Genomic DNA, 16,131 nt, shown 5'->3' with positions numbered 1-16,131 from the left:
CGTTTTTAATAAAGGGCAAAAAGTATGACACCAAATAAAAACTTGAATGCTTATTATGCTAAAAGCATGGTGGCAATTGTAAGTATTGTCCTAATGTCGTTTGCCATAAATCAAAAGAAACAAACAAAAGTCTACCTCATCGGAGACTCTACAATGGCCAACAAAGAGGTAAAGGCATTTCCTGAAACAGGATGGGGAATGCCCTTCGCCTACTTTTTCGATTCTACCGTAGAAATTGATAATAGGGCTAAAAATGGTCGAAGTACAAAAACATTTATTACAGAAAACCTTTGGAAGCCAATTGTTGAAAATTTAAATGAAGGAGACTATGTCTTTATTCAATTTGGACACAACGATGAGGTAAAAGAAAAAATTGGGAGTTATACTACCCCTGAACAATACAAAACCAATCTGGTAAAATTTGTAACGGAAACAAGGGGCAAAAAAGCGCTTCCCATATTGCTAACTCCTGTTACGAGAAGAAGGTTTGACTCTGCCGGCCGTATGCAGGAAACCCATCCGGTCTATTCGGAACTGGTGAAGGAAGTTGCCGAAGCCTTCAAAGTTCCATTCATCGATATGGATACAAAAAGCCGTGAACTCTTACAACAGTTCGGACCAGAAAATTCAAAATGGCTATTTATGCAGTTAGAGCCTGGAGAGCATCCTAACTATCCTGAAGGCCGAAACGACAATACTCATTTTAATGAATTTGGCGCCCGCAAGATGGCTCAACTTGTATTGAAGGAACTACGTGGATTGAACCTTTCACTCACAGATCATATTCGTCCGCCTCTTGCACCTAAAAAATAGTAGAATAGTTCAAGCCACTGAATGATGAGTAAGTACAACAGTAGGGCTTTGAAAGTTTTAAGCACCGGAATCCAGAAAAGAATAAATTATTATGAGGCAACAATCATCATTTGTATCAGCACGTTTTACAGCTCTTCTGTCAATTCTTTTGCTCATAGTCACCGCTAATGCAAACGCCCAAAAGAGTAACGTAGGTAGAAGAATTATAGTTGATATTAATGGAAAGGGAGATTTTAAGTCGGTGCAGGGAGCCATCAATAGCTTGCCTGATTTTTCGAACATAGCACGTATAATCTTAATTAAAAAAGGTATTTACAATGAGAAAATTTACATACAAAAACACAACATCGCTTTAGTAGGAGAAGATCGTGAGCATACAATAATAACCCAAGCCATTGCAAGAGATGAATGGCGCTGTCTGCACAACGATGACTGGGGCGTGGCTACTCTTAACATCGACGGTAATGACATCACCCTTCAAAATCTTACCATTACCAATTCTTATGGATTTAAACTCTCGAAAGATGTCATGATTAATTGTCCTATCGATACACTAGCAAAACAAAAAAAGATCGCTAAGAGCGGACATCAAATGGCCATGCGAACAATGAACGCTACCCGACTGAAAGCAATCAATTGTCACTTCAGCGCTTTTGGCGGAGATACTGTAAGTCCCTGGAATGTTGAGAACGGATTGTTCTATTTTAAAGATTGCATAATGGAAGGTGGTGTTGATTTTTATTGTCCCCGTGGTTGGGCCTATGCTGAAAACTGCCGTTTTATTTCACATTCTGGTTCCGCAGCTATTTGGCACGACGGGTCAAAATATGAAGACTCTAAAACTGTTTTGGTTGATTGTTCTTTCGAAGGTTTCAATGGCTTTAATTTAGGTCGCTATCATCGCGATGCTCAGTTCTATTTAATCAATTGCAGGTTTGCTGCAAACATGTCTGACAAAAATATTTATCGTGTAGAAACGTCGAATACTATACAATGGGGCGATAGAATTTATTATTTCAATTGTCATAAGAGAGGGGGAGATTATGCGTGGCACCGCGACAATTTAAGAACCGCCCCAGGTTCTCCTGATGCAAAGCAAATAGATGCAAAGTGGGTATTTAAAGGAAGATGGAATCCTGTGCAGTAGCAGTTGCGCTGATAACGTCGACGCCAAAAATATTTAAATATTGGTTTAAGCCTTTTTATAACATTTAAGCAAATTTGGGAAATGCATCTTAAAAAGTCCTTTCTTCTCACAACGACCATCAAGCTATTTATCCTTGCTTTTGTGTTGATTGTGCGTGTTGCAAACGCACAGGAAGTTATTCCAAGAGACACCTCATTTACTGTTTACAGCGCTTTTGTAAAAGAGCAAAAGAAGTATCCGTTTATAGAAATCGTACGGCCTCAATTACCTAAAGGAGTACTAAGCAAGCAGGATGTAGTGTATAGTTCAATTGAACAAAGGCACTTACATGCGGATGTTTTTTATCCCGCCAAAAAAACTAAATTAGGCTATCCGGCAGTATTATTAATTTTTGGGGGAGGATGGAAGTCAGGCGATAAATCAATGTCAATTCCAATGGCTCAAAGATTGGCTGCGGAAGGATATGTGGCAGTAGCAGTTGAATACCGTCTTTCTCCCGAAGCAAAATATCCGGCTGCTGTTCATGATATAAAGGCAGCTATCAGGTGGATGCGCACAAATGCCGCTAAATACAATATTGACAAAACGAAAATTGCAGTGCATGGTGTTTCAGCAGGCGGGCAACTTGCTGCGTTAGTTGGAGCAACCAATGGTATAAAAAAGTTTGAAGGCAACGGCGGTAACAGTAAACAATCAAGCTGGGTTAATGCCATCGTTGATATTGACGGCATTCTTGCTTTTAAGCATCCCCAGTCTGCTGAAGGGCAAGTGGCGGCTGAATGGCTGGGGGGAACATATGAGCAAAAATCCGAAGTCTGGGAAGAAGCCTCTGCATTCACTCATGCAGGTAAAAATACGGCGCCTATTCTTTTTATTCAAAGCCAATACCCCCGCTTTACTGCCGGACATAAGGAAATGATTAATAAGTTGAATAAGTATGGCATTTATTCAGAAGTGCATTTAATCCCCGACACACCGCATCCGTTCTGGTTGTTTCACCCATGGTTCGAACCTACCTTGAAGTATACAGTGGATTTTTTAAATAAAGTTTTTAAGGAACCAAAGAAAAAGACATAGAATGCCGTGTTCCGGAAAAATGAAACTTTAAGGACATTGAAGCAGAATGGTTTAATGAAAACATACCTGAAAACAATTGGCATCGATTGCGTAAAAAGTGAGGTTAAAAAAGTAAGGCACCAAACGTAAACCCGAAACACTTGCCTAAGTTTATCAACCATTTTAGCCATAACAAAATGATTAGAATGATTAAATTATTGTACATGCTTAAACGATTGTTCTCAATTTTACCCATCCTTTCAATATTAGCTTTTAAAGAAGCTCCAACACTTCCCCGTGTAATTACGCCGGCTTTTAAAAAAGACACCTTTAATATCATCACTTACGGCGCTAAGGCCGATGGTATTACACTTAACACAAAAAGCATAAATGCTGCTATAACAGCTTGTAACAAAAAAGGTGGTGGCGTTGTAGTCGTTCCTGCCGGGTTGTGGCTGACCGGGCCGGTCGAACTAAAAAGTAACGTCAACCTGCATTTGAAGAAAGAGGCGTTATTGCAATTTACTCCTGATTTTGATCAATATGAACTGGTTCAAAGCAATTGGGAAGGCGTTCCGCAATGGCGAAATCAGTCGCCCCTGTTTGCTAATAACCAAACAAACATTGCTGTCACCGGTTTTGGAATCGTTGATGGTTCCGGGGAAGCATGGCGAATGGTTAAAAAGGAAAAACTGACCGAAACACAATGGAAAAAACTGGTAGCATCCGGTGGTGTATTAAGCAGCGATAAAAAGACCTGGTATCCCAGCGAGAAATCGTTGAATGGCTCTAAAATGAAAAATCCGGGTTACATAACTCCTGAAAAAACAATCGAAGACGTGAAGGCCGTGAAAGATTTTTTACGCCCAAACCTGTTGGTTTTTAATGGCTGTAAAAAAGTACTGCTCGAAGGCGTTACCTTTCAAAATTCCCCAGCCTGGTGTTTGCACCCCTTACAGTGTGAAGACCTGACCGTTAGAAATGTGTACGTTAAAAATCCCTGGTATGCGCAGAATGGCGATGGGATAGATCTGGAATCTTGTAAAAATGTGGTCATTGAAAATAGTACGTTTGACGTTGGCGACGATGGCATTTGTATAAAGTCGGGCAGAGATGCAGAAGGCAGGAAAAGAGGTATGCCGACAGAAAATGTTGTGGTTCGTAATTGTACCGTGTACCATGCCCATGGTGGTTTTGTAATTGGTAGTGAAATGAGCGGCGGTGCAAAAAATATTTACGTAGATAATTGCACCTTCATTGGAACAGATATAGGGCTTCGTTTTAAAACTACCCGCGGGCGTGGTGGCATTGTAGAAAACATCTTTGTCAATAACATAGTCATGAAAGACATTGTTGCCGAAGCCATTTTGTTCGATATGTATTATGCGGCAGTAGACCCGGTTGTGTTAGCGGGCGAAAAACGCGAACCGCCAAAAGTAGAGACCATGCCGGTTACAGAAGAAACGCCGCAGTTTAAAGATATTTATATCACAAACGTGGTTTGCAACAGTGCAGAGAAAGCCGTTTTTGTTAGGGGGCTGCCGGAAATGAACGTGAAAAACATTGTTTTAAAAGACATGGTTTTGAGAGCCAAAGAGGGATTGGATATGACCGAAGGGGATGGTATCGTTTTTAAAAATGTAAAATTTTATACAACCAATACCGATCCTGTTCTCAACGTACATAACAGTAAAAACATTACATTGGAAGGTATTGATTACAGTGCAGGTTCAAATGTTTTGATAAACGTAAGCGGCGAAAAAAGTAAAGGCATTGTGGTTACTAAAACAAATACAGGAAAGGCATCGAAAAAGTTAACTGCAACTTACGGGGCCAGCGAAGCTGCAGTGGAAATGAAATAGGAAAGACGTATTAAGCGGGTGGCGTAACAAGCCACCTTTACAAATAAGTTTTTTAGGAAGTTTTTTTTAACCAACAAAAGATCATTATTAAACTTTGTTGTGTCACTCACTTGTACCTTTCGGGCTTTGTTGAACGTTTTTCTTAGCGTATGTTTCAGCCGCGAAGATTTAAAAGCTGTTTTAAATTTTTGGCCGGGGTTAATGAAAAATGTGCAAGTGTGCGACGCAACAATGATGATTAGAATTACAATGCCGGTAACCAAAAAAGAATTCGCTTTTTAAAAAGTATGAAGAGATTAATAACCGTTGTTTTACTGCTGGTAACTGTGCAACATTTGCATGCTCAGCGTTTTTCAGAAAAGATGGCCGAGACCGTCATGACCATCTGGAAAGACTCAATGCAAATGGATAAAGATAAGCCGGTGAAATGGGCTTACGACCAGGGCGTGGTTCTAAAAGGTATCGAAGGTTTGTGGTACAGAACCGGTGATAAGAAATACTTTGATTACATACAAAAAAGCATGGATTTTTTTGTAAAAGAGGATGGATCTATTCGTACCTACAAGCTTTCTAATTATAACATTGATAATGTGCTTTGCGGCAGAAACCTGTTGATGCTTTACAAGGTTTTAGGCAAAGAAAAATACTATAAAGCGGCAGCAACTTTACGCAACCAGTTGAGAACGCACCCGAGAACAAAAGAAGGTGGTTTTTGGCATAAGCAAATTTACCCATGGCAAATGTGGCTCGACGGTTTGTATATGGGGCAACCATTTTATGCAGAGTGGTCTAAAACCTTTCACGACGATACAGCTTTCAATGATATAGCTAAGCAATTTATTTTAATGGAGCGTCGCTCGCGTGATGCAAAAACAGGATTGTTGTACCACGGCTACGATGAGACACGTGAACAACAATGGGCCGATAAAACAACAGGTCGTTCCCCTCATGTTTGGGGCCGTGCAATGGGTTGGTATGGAATGGCGTTGGTTGATGTGCTGGAAAGTTTTCCTGAAAATAATTCTTACCGCGATACGCTTGAGCGCATACTAAATCGTTTCGCAACCGCTGTTGTAAAATACCAGGATAGGAAAACAGGCCTTTGGTATGACATAGTTAATATGGCGGGAAAGGATAAAAACTATGTAGAAGCATCAGCATCATGTATGCTTGTTTATGCACTTGCCAAAGGTGTTCGCTTAGGCGCGTTGCCTTCTTCAAAATTTCTGCCTGCTGCTAAAAAGGGATATGCAGGTGTTATTGCAAATTTTATTAAAACCGAAAACGGGCAGGTTAACCTTCATGGTACTGTAAGTGTTTCGGGGCTGGGTGGTAACCCATACCGCGATGGCAGTTACGATTACTACATGAGTGAAAAAGTAGTCGTAAATGATCCTAAAGGGGTGGGCGCTTTTTTACTTGCAAGTAATGAAATAGAGATCATACCCGGAAAGGCAGTTGGTAAGAATAAGCTGGTTTTGCTCGACCACTATTTTAATGCCGAAACTAAAAAAGATATTACCGGCAAGACCATTCCTTTTCATTATGTATGGGATGAAATGGATAACAACGGCTTCTCTTTGCTTGGAGAGATTTTTAAACAAAATGGTTCAAAAATCAGCACTTTGAATGAAGCACCGGTCTATGAAAATTTGAGCGCTGCAAGTGTCTATATCATTGCTGATCCCGATACCGAAAAGGAAAGTCCAAAGCCAAATTACATGCAGCCCCAACACGTGAAAGCAATTTATAATTGGGTGAAAGAAGGCGGTGTGCTTGCCCTATTAATGAATGACAGTGTGAATGCAGAATTTGAGCACTTCAATGCATTGGCAGAAAGGTTTGGCATTCACTTTAACCAGGACAATAAGAACCGGGTGAAGGGAACCAATTTTGAAGAAGGTGCCGTTCATATTCCTGCAAACCATTCTATTTTCAGGAATACAAAAAAAGCTTACATAAAAGAACTAAGTACTTTAAAAGTAAGAGCACCTGCGAAATCAGTTTTAAAGAAAGATGGAGATGATTTAATTGCGGTGACAAAGGTGGGTCATGGTTTTGTGTTCGCCGTTGGAGATCCATGGTTTTACAATGAATACATAGATGGACGAAAACTACCTGCAGCGTTTGAGAACTTTCAGGCAGCACAGGATTTTGTAAAGTGGGTATTAACGATTAAGACAAATAAGTACGACATTATTCCGTGGAGGAAGTAGCGTAGCGGGTTTAGAGAGAATAGTTGTTCAAATATTAAATGTCGTTTGACTTTATGAAAGTTTCACGCAAAGAAAATAAAGGTGCAAAGACGTAAAGTTTGTTTTCTTCTTCTTTGCGCCTTTGCGAGTATTACTTTGCGCCTTTGCGTGAAAACGTATAGCTACTTAAGTAGAGGACATCGATTGAACATTGCCTATTAAATATTAAAAAAACATACTCAGCTTATTTCGAAACCGAAAAGGCTTCTAATACAAATTGCACCTTAATTATTCTTATGATTTTATCCCGTAAAAGCCTTTCAGGCATTTCAGCTAATAACCTTCAAACTCCCCCCGAAAATCTTTTTCAACTACCTGAAAAGGTGCTGCAATTCGGAACCGGAGTATTGCTTCGCGGCCTTCCTGATTATTTTATCGACAAGGCAAATAAGCAAGGTGTTTTTAATGGTAGGGTAGTGGTTATAAAATCAACTTCTCAAGGGGGAACAGATGCATTTGCACAGCAGGACAATTTGTTTACGCAGTGCATCAGGGGTTTAGAAGGTGAGACAAAAATTGAAGAAAATATAATAAATGCAAGTATTAGCAGGGTTCTGTCAGCAAGAGAACAATGGAACGAAATACTGCAATGTGCTGCTAATCCTGACATGGAAATTGTTATTTCAAACACAACCGAAGTTGGTATTACCCTGGTTAAAGAGGATAAGATAGACAGCCATCCGCCAGTTTCCTTTCCAGGTAAATTACTGGCATTTTTATACCGAAGGTTTAAAGCATTTAATGGCGATTCTGCAAAAGGAATGATAATCGTTCCAACTGAACTGATTGTGGACAATGGCAAAAAGTTGAAAGCGATCGTACTCGAATTAGCCCGGTTAAACGCGGTAGAACCTGCATTCATAAAATGGCTTGAAAGTGCTAATCATTTCTGCAACTCTCTTGTCGATCGCATTGTTCCCGGCAAATTACCTGCTGCTGAGCAGGAAAAGTTTCAACAGGAGTTTCAATATAACGATGATCTGATGATCATGAGCGAAAGCTATAGTTTATGGGCAATTGAAGCGAAGGATGAAAAAGTAAAAGAAAAGCTTTCTTTTTATAAAACCGATCCCGGTGTTGTTATAGCTCCTGACATTAATAAATTTCGAGAATTGAAATTGCGGTTACTGAATGGAACCCACACCCTGACTTGTGCACTTGCTCATCTTGCAGGATGTATTACGGTAAAAGAAGCTATGGATGACGAAGCTGTTTCAGCATATGTTGCGTCTTTGATGATTAATGAAATTGCACCTGCAATTGTTAGTTCTAACTTATCTTTGAACGAAGCCAAAACGTTTGCAGAAAGGGTACGTGATCGTTTTAGAAATCCATTTATTGAACACAAGTGGTTAAGTATTTCAGTTCAATATTCTTCTAAAATGAAAATGCGCAACGTGCCCATTTTGTTACAGCATTATAACAGGAATGAAACTGTGCCACAACTGATGGCGCTTGGTTTTGCTGCTTATATCCTCTTTATGAACTGCAGCAAAATGGGTGAGAAATTCGTCGGTTCTGCAAGAGGAATTGAATACGCAATACAAGATGATCACGCAGGCTGGTTTGCTGAACGAAATGATATAAGCGGCGATGAACTAGTGCATGCCGTTTTAAGTGATACACAATTTTTGGAACATGATCTGAAGAGGCTGCCTGGTTTTGCTGAAGCAGTTGCAGATAACTATAAACAATTGAGCAGCGGTGAAGTTAAGCAGGCTATTAAAAATTGCTTATCTGAAAACGTTGTAGCAACCAGATGATAATTATGAAAAAGAGTATTTTAAAAGTACATCCACACGACAATGTAATTGTTGCCTTGCGCGATCTTACAAGGGGCGAAGTGGTAGAACTGGATGGCAAAACATATACAATAGCTGAAGATATACAGGCTAAACACAAGTTTCCTGAAACATTTTTGGAAGCAGGTGACTCCATCTTCATGTATGGGGTATTGGTTGGCAAAGCCCAGACTCATATTCCTGCAGGTGCCAGAATTTCCACTGCAAACGTAAAGCATGCATCTACCGGTTTCGAGTTAGGTGAACGAAGAACTGGCTGGAATGTTCCGGACGTATCGAAATTTGAAGGAAGGACATTTATGGGCTACCATCGTAGTGATGGAAGTGTTGGCACCGCAAATCATTGGCTCGTTATCCCCCTGGTTTTTTGTGAGAACAGGAACATTGATGTGCTTAAAGAAAGTTTGTTAGATGAACTTGGTTTTGCCCGTCCTAAAAAGTACAACCAGTTTGCAAGACAATTAAAACAGTTGTATTCTTCGGGAAAGTCTGTGCAGGAGATTTTAGATGTACAATTCCGGGAAGATGAGCAATTGGCAAAAATTGAGCGTTTATTCAGCAATATAGATGGGGTAAAATTTATCACACATGAAGGGGGTTGTGGTGGTACACGGCAAGACGCACAGGCTTTGTGTGGATTACTTGCAGGGTATGCTACCCACTCTAATGTTTGCGGTGTAACTGTGTTAAGCCTCGGTTGTCAAAATGCCCAGGTAGCAATGCTTGAAGAAGAAATTGCGAAGCGGATGCCCGACTTTGATAAGCCTTTATATATACTGGAGCAACAAAAAGTAGGTTCTGAAACCGAACTTATATCGCAGGCTTTAAAGAAAACCTTTGCAGGTTTAATGATCGCAAACCAGAACGAAAGAAGAGCGGCTCCAATCAGTAAACTTTGTATTGGTCTTGAGTGCGGTGGTTCCGATGGTTTTTCTGGCATTTCCGCCAATCCCGCCATTGGTTATACAAGTGACCTTTTAGTAGCATGTGGCGGTTCCGTCATCCTTTCCGAGTTTCCTGAGTTGTGTGGTGTAGAGCAGGAGATGAGCGATCGTTGTGTGGACGAGACTAAGGCGAATCGTTTTATAGACATTATGCGTCGTTACGGACAAAGGGCAAAAGAGTCAGGTTCAGGGTTCGATATGAACCCCTCTCCCGGCAACATAAAAGACGGTCTCATTACCGATGCAATTAAGTCTGCAGGTGCTGCCAAAAAGGGTGGTACTTCCCCTGTAACTGATGTGTTGGATTATCCTGAAAAGGTTACAAAGCCCGGTTTGAATTTGCTTTGCACACCCGGTAACGATGTCGAGTCGACTACCGCCGAAGTAGCTGCTGGTGCGAATATAGTTTTGTTTACAACCGGTCTTGGCACTCCGACGGGCAACCCGGTGGCTCCCGTAATCAAGTTGTCGAGCAATACGAAGTTGTACGAAAAGATGAAGGATATCATTGACATCAATACCGGTACAATCATCGAAGGTGAAGAAACCATAGAACAGGCTGGTGAAAGAATATTGGATTATGTAATAAAAGTCGCCAGCGGCGAAGTAGTTGCAAAGTCGGTGAAGAACGGCCAGGAAGATTTTATTCCCTGGAAGAGAGGCGTGAGTTTGTAGGGTTTCGAGTTTAAGGTTTCGAGTTTAAAGTTTTGGGTGTAAAGTCTTGGGTCTGGCGCTTTTACTTTTGCCTTTCGTTGAAATACTGATAGAGTGAATTAGGATACCAGCTTCGGTTATAATAGCATCATCGTTGCGTCGCAATCACTTCATCGGAAAATCAATTGGGAGCTGCTGCCTGGCTGGAGTTTGTTATGCCTACGCAGACCAGAAGTTAGCCGGGTGACCAGGATTTGCCGTACAAGTGAGTGACACAACGATGTTGATAATAGTTCAAATGCTGGTAACCAACAAAATCTCCTTGCTTGTACTAGTTGTTTTAAATAATGATTTATAGATGAACTAATGTTTGTAATATGAAAAGATTCTTAGACGAAAACTTCCTGCTGAAAAATAGTACTGCTGAGCGGCTCTATCATCAATTTGCTAAAGACATGCCGGTGATCGATTACCACTGTCATCTACCCCCAAACCAAATTGCACAAGATTATCAATTTAAAAGCTTAACTGAAGCATGGCTATACGGCGACCATTATAAGTGGCGTGCAATGCGCGCAAACGGTGTTGATGAAAGTTATTGCACAGGCAATAAGCCCGACCAGGAGAAGTTTCAAAAGTGGGCTGAAACAGTTCCATACACATTACGCAATCCTTTATATCATTGGACGCACCTTGAGCTGCAGCGTTACTTCGGCATCAACACCATTCTAAATGAAAACGCTGCTTATGCGATTTATGAAGAATGTACTGCAAAACTGCAAACGCCTGAATTTTCTGTAAAGAGCTTGCTTCGGAAAATGAATGTAAAAATGGTCTGTACAACTGACGATCCTGTTGATGCGCTCCAATATCATCAACAGTTAGTTAAAGACGGTTTTGAAATTCCGATCCTTCCTGCGTTTAGGCCGGACAACGCCATGAATGTTGACAACACAACAACTTTCAATAATTATGTGGGCCGTTTAGAGGCTGCAGCTAATGTTTCAATTGGCTCTTTAAGTGAATTTTTAGCTGCTATGAAATCCCGTCATGATTACTTTGCTGCAAATGGTTGCACCGTATCTGACCATGGACTTGAAGCCATCGTTGCCGAAGATTATACCAATGCTGAAATTGAAAATATCTTCAATAAAGTTCGTTCTGGTAAAGATTTGAATGAGTTTGAAAAGGCGCAGTTCAAATCGGCAATGCTAATACAATTTGCGGAATGGGACTGGGAGAAAGGCTGGGTGCAGCAATATCATTTGGGTGCTTTGCGTAACAACAATACAAGAAGATTACGCGACCTTGGTCCTGATACGGGCTGGGATTCAATAGGAGACTTTCAGCAGGGACGGGCGCTATCAAAATTTTTAAGAACGCTTGATGACCAGAACAAGTTAGCAAAGACAATTCTCTATAATCTTAATCCAGCCGATAACGAGCTGTTCGCTACAATGGCCGGCAATTTCAACGATGGCTCTGTGGTAGGTAAAATTCAATTTGGCTCAGGCTGGTGGTTCCTAGACCAGAAGGATGGTATGATAAAGCAAATGAATGCCTTATCAAATATGGGCTTATTAAGCCGTTTTATAGGTATGCTGACCGATAGCCGTAGTTTCCTTTCATTCCCCCGTCACGAATACTTTCGACGCATCTTATGTAATTTATTTGGTGAAGAAATCGAAGCCGGCGAATTACCAAACGATATTGAATGGACCGGAAAAGTGATACAGGATATTTGCTTTAATAATGCAAAAAGCTACTTTAACTGGAATGAGGTGATTAAATAAATTGTCGGAGATCTTTTAAGAGGTTTCTCTTTAAAAAAATACATGGAGTAAATGGAGCAATCCTTTTGTGTTATGTATTTTTTTTACTTTCGGTTTTGCGGCAGCTTCGATATTGTTTTCGCTACTTGTTCCATTATCACTTTTAATTCCTTTCGTTGTGTTCTTTGTGGTTCTTCGTGTACTTCGTGTCCTCAAAATGGAGCACAAAGAATACAAAGTCTCACAAAAAGGATACTACGAACAGTGAAAATTTCTTCGCTTTTATTGAAAAGCTGAGAAAAGAATCGAGCACACGAGTGCAACACAACGGGTGCCACATATCGATCCTGACGACTGGTAAAAAAATAAACAAATAATCCTGACCCTCGTTGTCTTTGAGTTAGGAAAAAGCTTAATAGCAATCGTAAAGATCCTATAACCTTATTATCTTGCCTATAACCGTCCATTTATGCACAAATCTATCATATCTGTCGTTTGCCTTCTGGCAGTAGCTTCTTCTTCTTTTAGTCAACAACATTTATTATTACGTCATCCCGCCATTAATAAAGATGGTTCCGTGATTGCCTTTTCTTACCAGGGTGATATTTGGACGGTTCCTGCAACTGGTGGTCGACCTTCCCGTATAACCGTTCACGAAGCCTATGAAAGTAATCCTGTCTTTAGCCCCGATGGAAAATCGATAGCTTTTTCTGGTGCCCGTTATGGCAATGCTGATATTTTCACCATTCCTGTCGATGGTGGTACCCCCCGTAGACTTACCTTTCACTCCGCTGCAGATAATATAGCCAGCTGGCAGAAACCAGATAGAATCATGTTTACTACAGTTCGCGATTTCAGGCAAATAGAAGGCGTGCCCGAAGTATATGCAGTACAACCAACAGGCGGAACGGAACAACGAGTTATGGATGTCCTAGGCTTTGAGCCTGTCACTTCTGCAAATGGACAATTTGTCGCTTTTGTTCGTGGTCAAAGTAATCCCGTATTTAGAGAAGATTATCGGGGAACAGCTAACCGCGAGATTTGGATTTATGACACTAAAAATAAGACGTATAACAAGCTTCCGTTGTTCGACACGAACGACATCATGCCTCGATGGTCCGGCAATAACACTCTTTACTTTTTGAGCTCTAATAGTGGAACGTACAACTTATATAAAATTGCTCTAGACGATAACGGGAAAGCTGCTTCAAAACCACAACAACTGACTGACAGTAAAGATGAAGCAATCAGACACTTTAATATTTCAGCGGATGGAGCGGCGCTTGTGTATGAAAAAGACATGAACCTCTACCTGATGAAGACAGCAAGAGGCAATGCAGAAAAAATAAACATACAATTAAGCGCTGATGACCGTTATGATCCTGTTGAGCAAAAATCCCTTGCTGCAGGTGCAAGCGATTTTACGCTTTCTCCCAATGGAAAATTAATGGCTTATACCGTAAGAGGGGAAGTTTTTTTGAAAGAGGCGGACAAAGAAAAAAACCGTAGCATTAATATTTCCAATCATCCCTTTCGAGATATGAGTCCCGAATGGTTAAATGATTCAACGTTGCTTTTTACCTCAGATCGCAAAAATGGAAACTTTGACATTTACATGGTTCGTTCAGTTGATACTACCGAAGTAAACCTTTTTAAAACTTTAAAGCCGAGAATAATTCAGTTAACCGAAACAAAAGAAGATGAGACATCTCCCGTTGTTTCAAATGACGGCAAAAGGATAGCTTATGTACGTGGAAGAGGGACCCTGGTTGTTACGGACATAGCTACGGATGGAAAAATGAAGAATGAAAAGGTACTTACACAAGGCTGGGCTAATCCTTCAGGTATGGCATGGAGTCCTGACAATAAATGGTTGGCTTACTCTATGTCCGACCTCTATGCGAACTTTGAAGTGTATATACAAGCGGCCGATAATTCTGCCAGGCCTATAAATGTTACCATGCATCCTCGTACCGATCGAAGACCTTTCTGGAGCGCTGATGGTTCAAAGCTTGGCTTTATTTCTGCACGTAACAACCTGAGCGCTGATGTATGGTTTGTATGGTTGAGAAAAGAAGACTGGGAAAAGGTTAATGAAGATTGGCAGGATCAGGATGTGTTGTCTACCACAGAAACCACTGCCAAAGCCGCCTTGAAAGACGGTCCAAAACCATTAAAAATCGACTTTGACGGAATAAGTGAGCGAACAGTTCAGGTAACTAATTTTCCGGGAGATGAGGGCGACTTCGTTATCTCTAAAGATGGACAGACTTTTTATTATACAGCAACTACCAGCACTGCCAAGGGGCGAGATCTTTATAGCATAAGGTGGGATGGTAAAGAGCTGAAAGAACTTACAAAAGCAGGTTCAAATCCCTTTGCGCTTGGCCTTGATAAAGAAGGCAAGTTCATCTATTTCTCAAAACAAGGGGGCGCCATTGCTCGGGTTGATGTAAAGACCAACTTACAGGAAGCCTTGCCATATGCGTCGAAGTTAAAGATCGATTACACGGCGGAGCGGGAACAGATTTATGAAGAAGCATGGCGTACTATACGAGATGATTTTTATGATCCGAAAATGCATGGGTACGATTGGAATGCATTGCACGATAAGTACCGCAACCGTGCCGTGTATGCTTCATCTGCCAATGATTTTCGCGATATGTTTAATTACATGTTGGGCGAGCTAAACTCGAGCCATATGGGGTTTGTAACTTCTGAAAGAGGTGAGACGCAAAAGGAAACAACCGGACTTTTAGGCGCAGAGCTATTGCCCGTAGCTCAGGGTATGAAAGTTATTCGCGTTATTCCTGATGCGCCAGCTAATCGTACTTCAAGCAGGTTATTTGAAGGGGATATTATCTATGCAATAAATGGGGATGAAGTAAAAGCGGCAGACAATTTTTACAGCCATTTAAACGGAATGGTTAATGAAAAAGTTTTGCTAAGTGTACGAAATGCAAAGGGCCAAAACCGTGAAGTTGTCATTCGCCCGACTGCCACCCTTGCTGATCCACTGTATCACGAGTGGGTAGTTAATCGCCGGAAGTTGGTTGATAAATATTCTAACGGCAAGCTGGGTTATATACACATACAAGCGATGAGTTTGCCGAGCTTTGAGTCTGTCGAAAGGGAATTTGCTTCGGCAGGTTTTGGAAAGGATGGGCTTGTAATAGATGTGCGTTATAACGGTGGCGGTTCTACAACCGATTACCTGATGAGTGTGTTGAATTACAAACAACATGCTTACGCTATTCCAAGAGGTGCAACGGACAATCTGGAGCGTGACAAGACGAAATTTCGTGACTACTATCCAGTGGGAGAGAGACTGGTTTATGCAGCGTGGCTAAAGCCTTCAATTGCGGTTTGCAATGAAGGAAGTTATTCTAATGCAGAAATATTCTCACATGCTTATAAGCAACTTGGAATTGGGAAATTGGTGGGTCAGTCTACTAATGGATCGGTAATTTCGACTGGGGCAAAGGTGCTGCTTGATGGCTCAACAGTTCGGACACCAATGCGTGGATGGTTTGTAAAAGCTACCGACAAAAATGAAGAACTTGGTCCCGCAATTCCAGATATAATTGTTGAAAATCCGCTTACTTATAACACCACAGGAGATGATGTGCAATTAAAGGTTGCTACCGAAGAATTGATGAAACAGGTAGCGGCGAAGAATAAGTAAATAGGAATTCACAATTATCGTTGCCTGGTAAGGTTGCTTTTGTTCCCTTGGCACACCCTGTTTGGGGCACGGGCATTATTGAACCAAACGATATTGAATGGACCGGAAAAGTGATACAGGATATTTGCTTTAATAATGCAA

9 protein-coding genes are annotated in these 16,131 nt (G+C 41.0%); all 9 read left to right on the top strand.

Annotated elements, in window-relative coordinates; genetic code table 11:
* The first annotated feature begins 24 nt into the window (after positions 1-24).
* The 9 genes from JWR87_RS01785 to JWR87_RS01745 all read left to right on the top strand — a co-directional run bounded on the left by JWR87_RS01785 (position 25) and on the right by JWR87_RS01745 (position 15,990).
* Complete coding sequence (locus JWR87_RS01785) at positions 25-813, top strand: rhamnogalacturonan acetylesterase (RefSeq protein ID WP_297814841.1); 789 nt, start codon at positions 25-27, stop codon at positions 811-813.
* A gap of 91 nt (positions 814-904) precedes the next feature.
* Positions 905-1,960 (top strand): pectinesterase family protein, encoded by a 1,056-nt coding sequence (locus JWR87_RS01780; RefSeq protein WP_297814840.1) that lies wholly within the window; start codon positions 905-907, stop codon positions 1,958-1,960.
* Between the two features lie 81 nt (positions 1,961-2,041).
* Complete coding sequence (locus JWR87_RS01775) at positions 2,042-3,037, top strand: alpha/beta hydrolase (RefSeq protein ID WP_297814839.1); 996 nt, start codon at positions 2,042-2,044, stop codon at positions 3,035-3,037.
* 185 nt (positions 3,038-3,222) lie between these two features.
* Positions 3,223-4,878: a glycoside hydrolase family 28 protein gene (locus JWR87_RS01770; protein ID WP_297814838.1), complete on the top strand. Its 1,656-nt coding sequence runs from the start codon at positions 3,223-3,225 to the stop codon at positions 4,876-4,878.
* Between the two features lie 287 nt (positions 4,879-5,165).
* Positions 5,166-7,094, top strand: a complete 1,929-nt coding sequence (locus tag JWR87_RS01765) for a glycoside hydrolase family 88 protein (protein WP_297814837.1) — start codon at positions 5,166-5,168, stop codon at positions 7,092-7,094.
* Between the two features lie 275 nt (positions 7,095-7,369).
* Positions 7,370-8,896 carry a tagaturonate reductase gene (locus tag JWR87_RS01760; protein ID WP_297814836.1) on the top strand — a complete coding sequence of 509 codons (1,527 nt, stop codon included), beginning with the start codon at positions 7,370-7,372 and terminating at the stop codon, positions 8,894-8,896.
* A gap of 5 nt (positions 8,897-8,901) precedes the next feature.
* Entirely contained in the window at positions 8,902-10,554 is a 1,653-nt protein-coding gene (locus tag JWR87_RS01755; protein ID WP_297814835.1) for an altronate dehydratase family protein, read from the top strand.
* A gap of 356 nt (positions 10,555-10,910) precedes the next feature.
* Positions 10,911-12,326, top strand: coding sequence for a glucuronate isomerase (uxaC, locus tag JWR87_RS01750; RefSeq protein ID WP_297814834.1), 1,416 nt, complete (start codon positions 10,911-10,913; stop codon positions 12,324-12,326).
* Between the two features lie 448 nt (positions 12,327-12,774).
* Positions 12,775-15,990: a S41 family peptidase gene (locus JWR87_RS01745; protein WP_297814833.1), complete on the top strand. Its 3,216-nt coding sequence runs from the start codon at positions 12,775-12,777 to the stop codon at positions 15,988-15,990.
* Positions 15,991-16,131 lie beyond the last annotated feature (141 nt).

Origin of the sequence: Segetibacter sp. (assembly GCF_025963695.1) — a bacterium.
In the GTDB taxonomy this organism is placed as follows: Bacteria; Bacteroidota; Bacteroidia; order Chitinophagales; family Chitinophagaceae; genus Segetibacter.
The sequence above is the reverse complement of the archived record's forward strand: the minus strand, read 5'-3'. Positions and strand labels throughout refer to the sequence as shown.

Bases quoted from the DNA above. Each gene is read 5' to 3' on its own strand.
- JWR87_RS01785 (WP_297814841.1), top strand. From the start codon at position 25: ATGACACCAAATAAAAACTTGAATGCTTATTATGCTAAAAGCATGGTG.
- JWR87_RS01780 (WP_297814840.1), top strand. From the start codon at position 905: ATGAGGCAACAATCATCATTTGTATCAGCACGTTTTACAGCTCTTCTG.
- JWR87_RS01775 (WP_297814839.1), top strand. From the start codon at position 2,042: ATGCATCTTAAAAAGTCCTTTCTTCTCACAACGACCATCAAGCTATTT.
- JWR87_RS01770 (WP_297814838.1), top strand. From the start codon at position 3,223: ATGATTAAATTATTGTACATGCTTAAACGATTGTTCTCAATTTTACCC.
- JWR87_RS01765 (WP_297814837.1), top strand. From the start codon at position 5,166: ATGAAGAGATTAATAACCGTTGTTTTACTGCTGGTAACTGTGCAACAT.
- JWR87_RS01760 (WP_297814836.1), top strand. From the start codon at position 7,370: ATGATTTTATCCCGTAAAAGCCTTTCAGGCATTTCAGCTAATAACCTT.
- JWR87_RS01755 (WP_297814835.1), top strand. From the start codon at position 8,902: ATGAAAAAGAGTATTTTAAAAGTACATCCACACGACAATGTAATTGTT.
- uxaC (WP_297814834.1), top strand. From the start codon at position 10,911: ATGAAAAGATTCTTAGACGAAAACTTCCTGCTGAAAAATAGTACTGCT.
- JWR87_RS01745 (WP_297814833.1), top strand. From the start codon at position 12,775: ATGCACAAATCTATCATATCTGTCGTTTGCCTTCTGGCAGTAGCTTCT.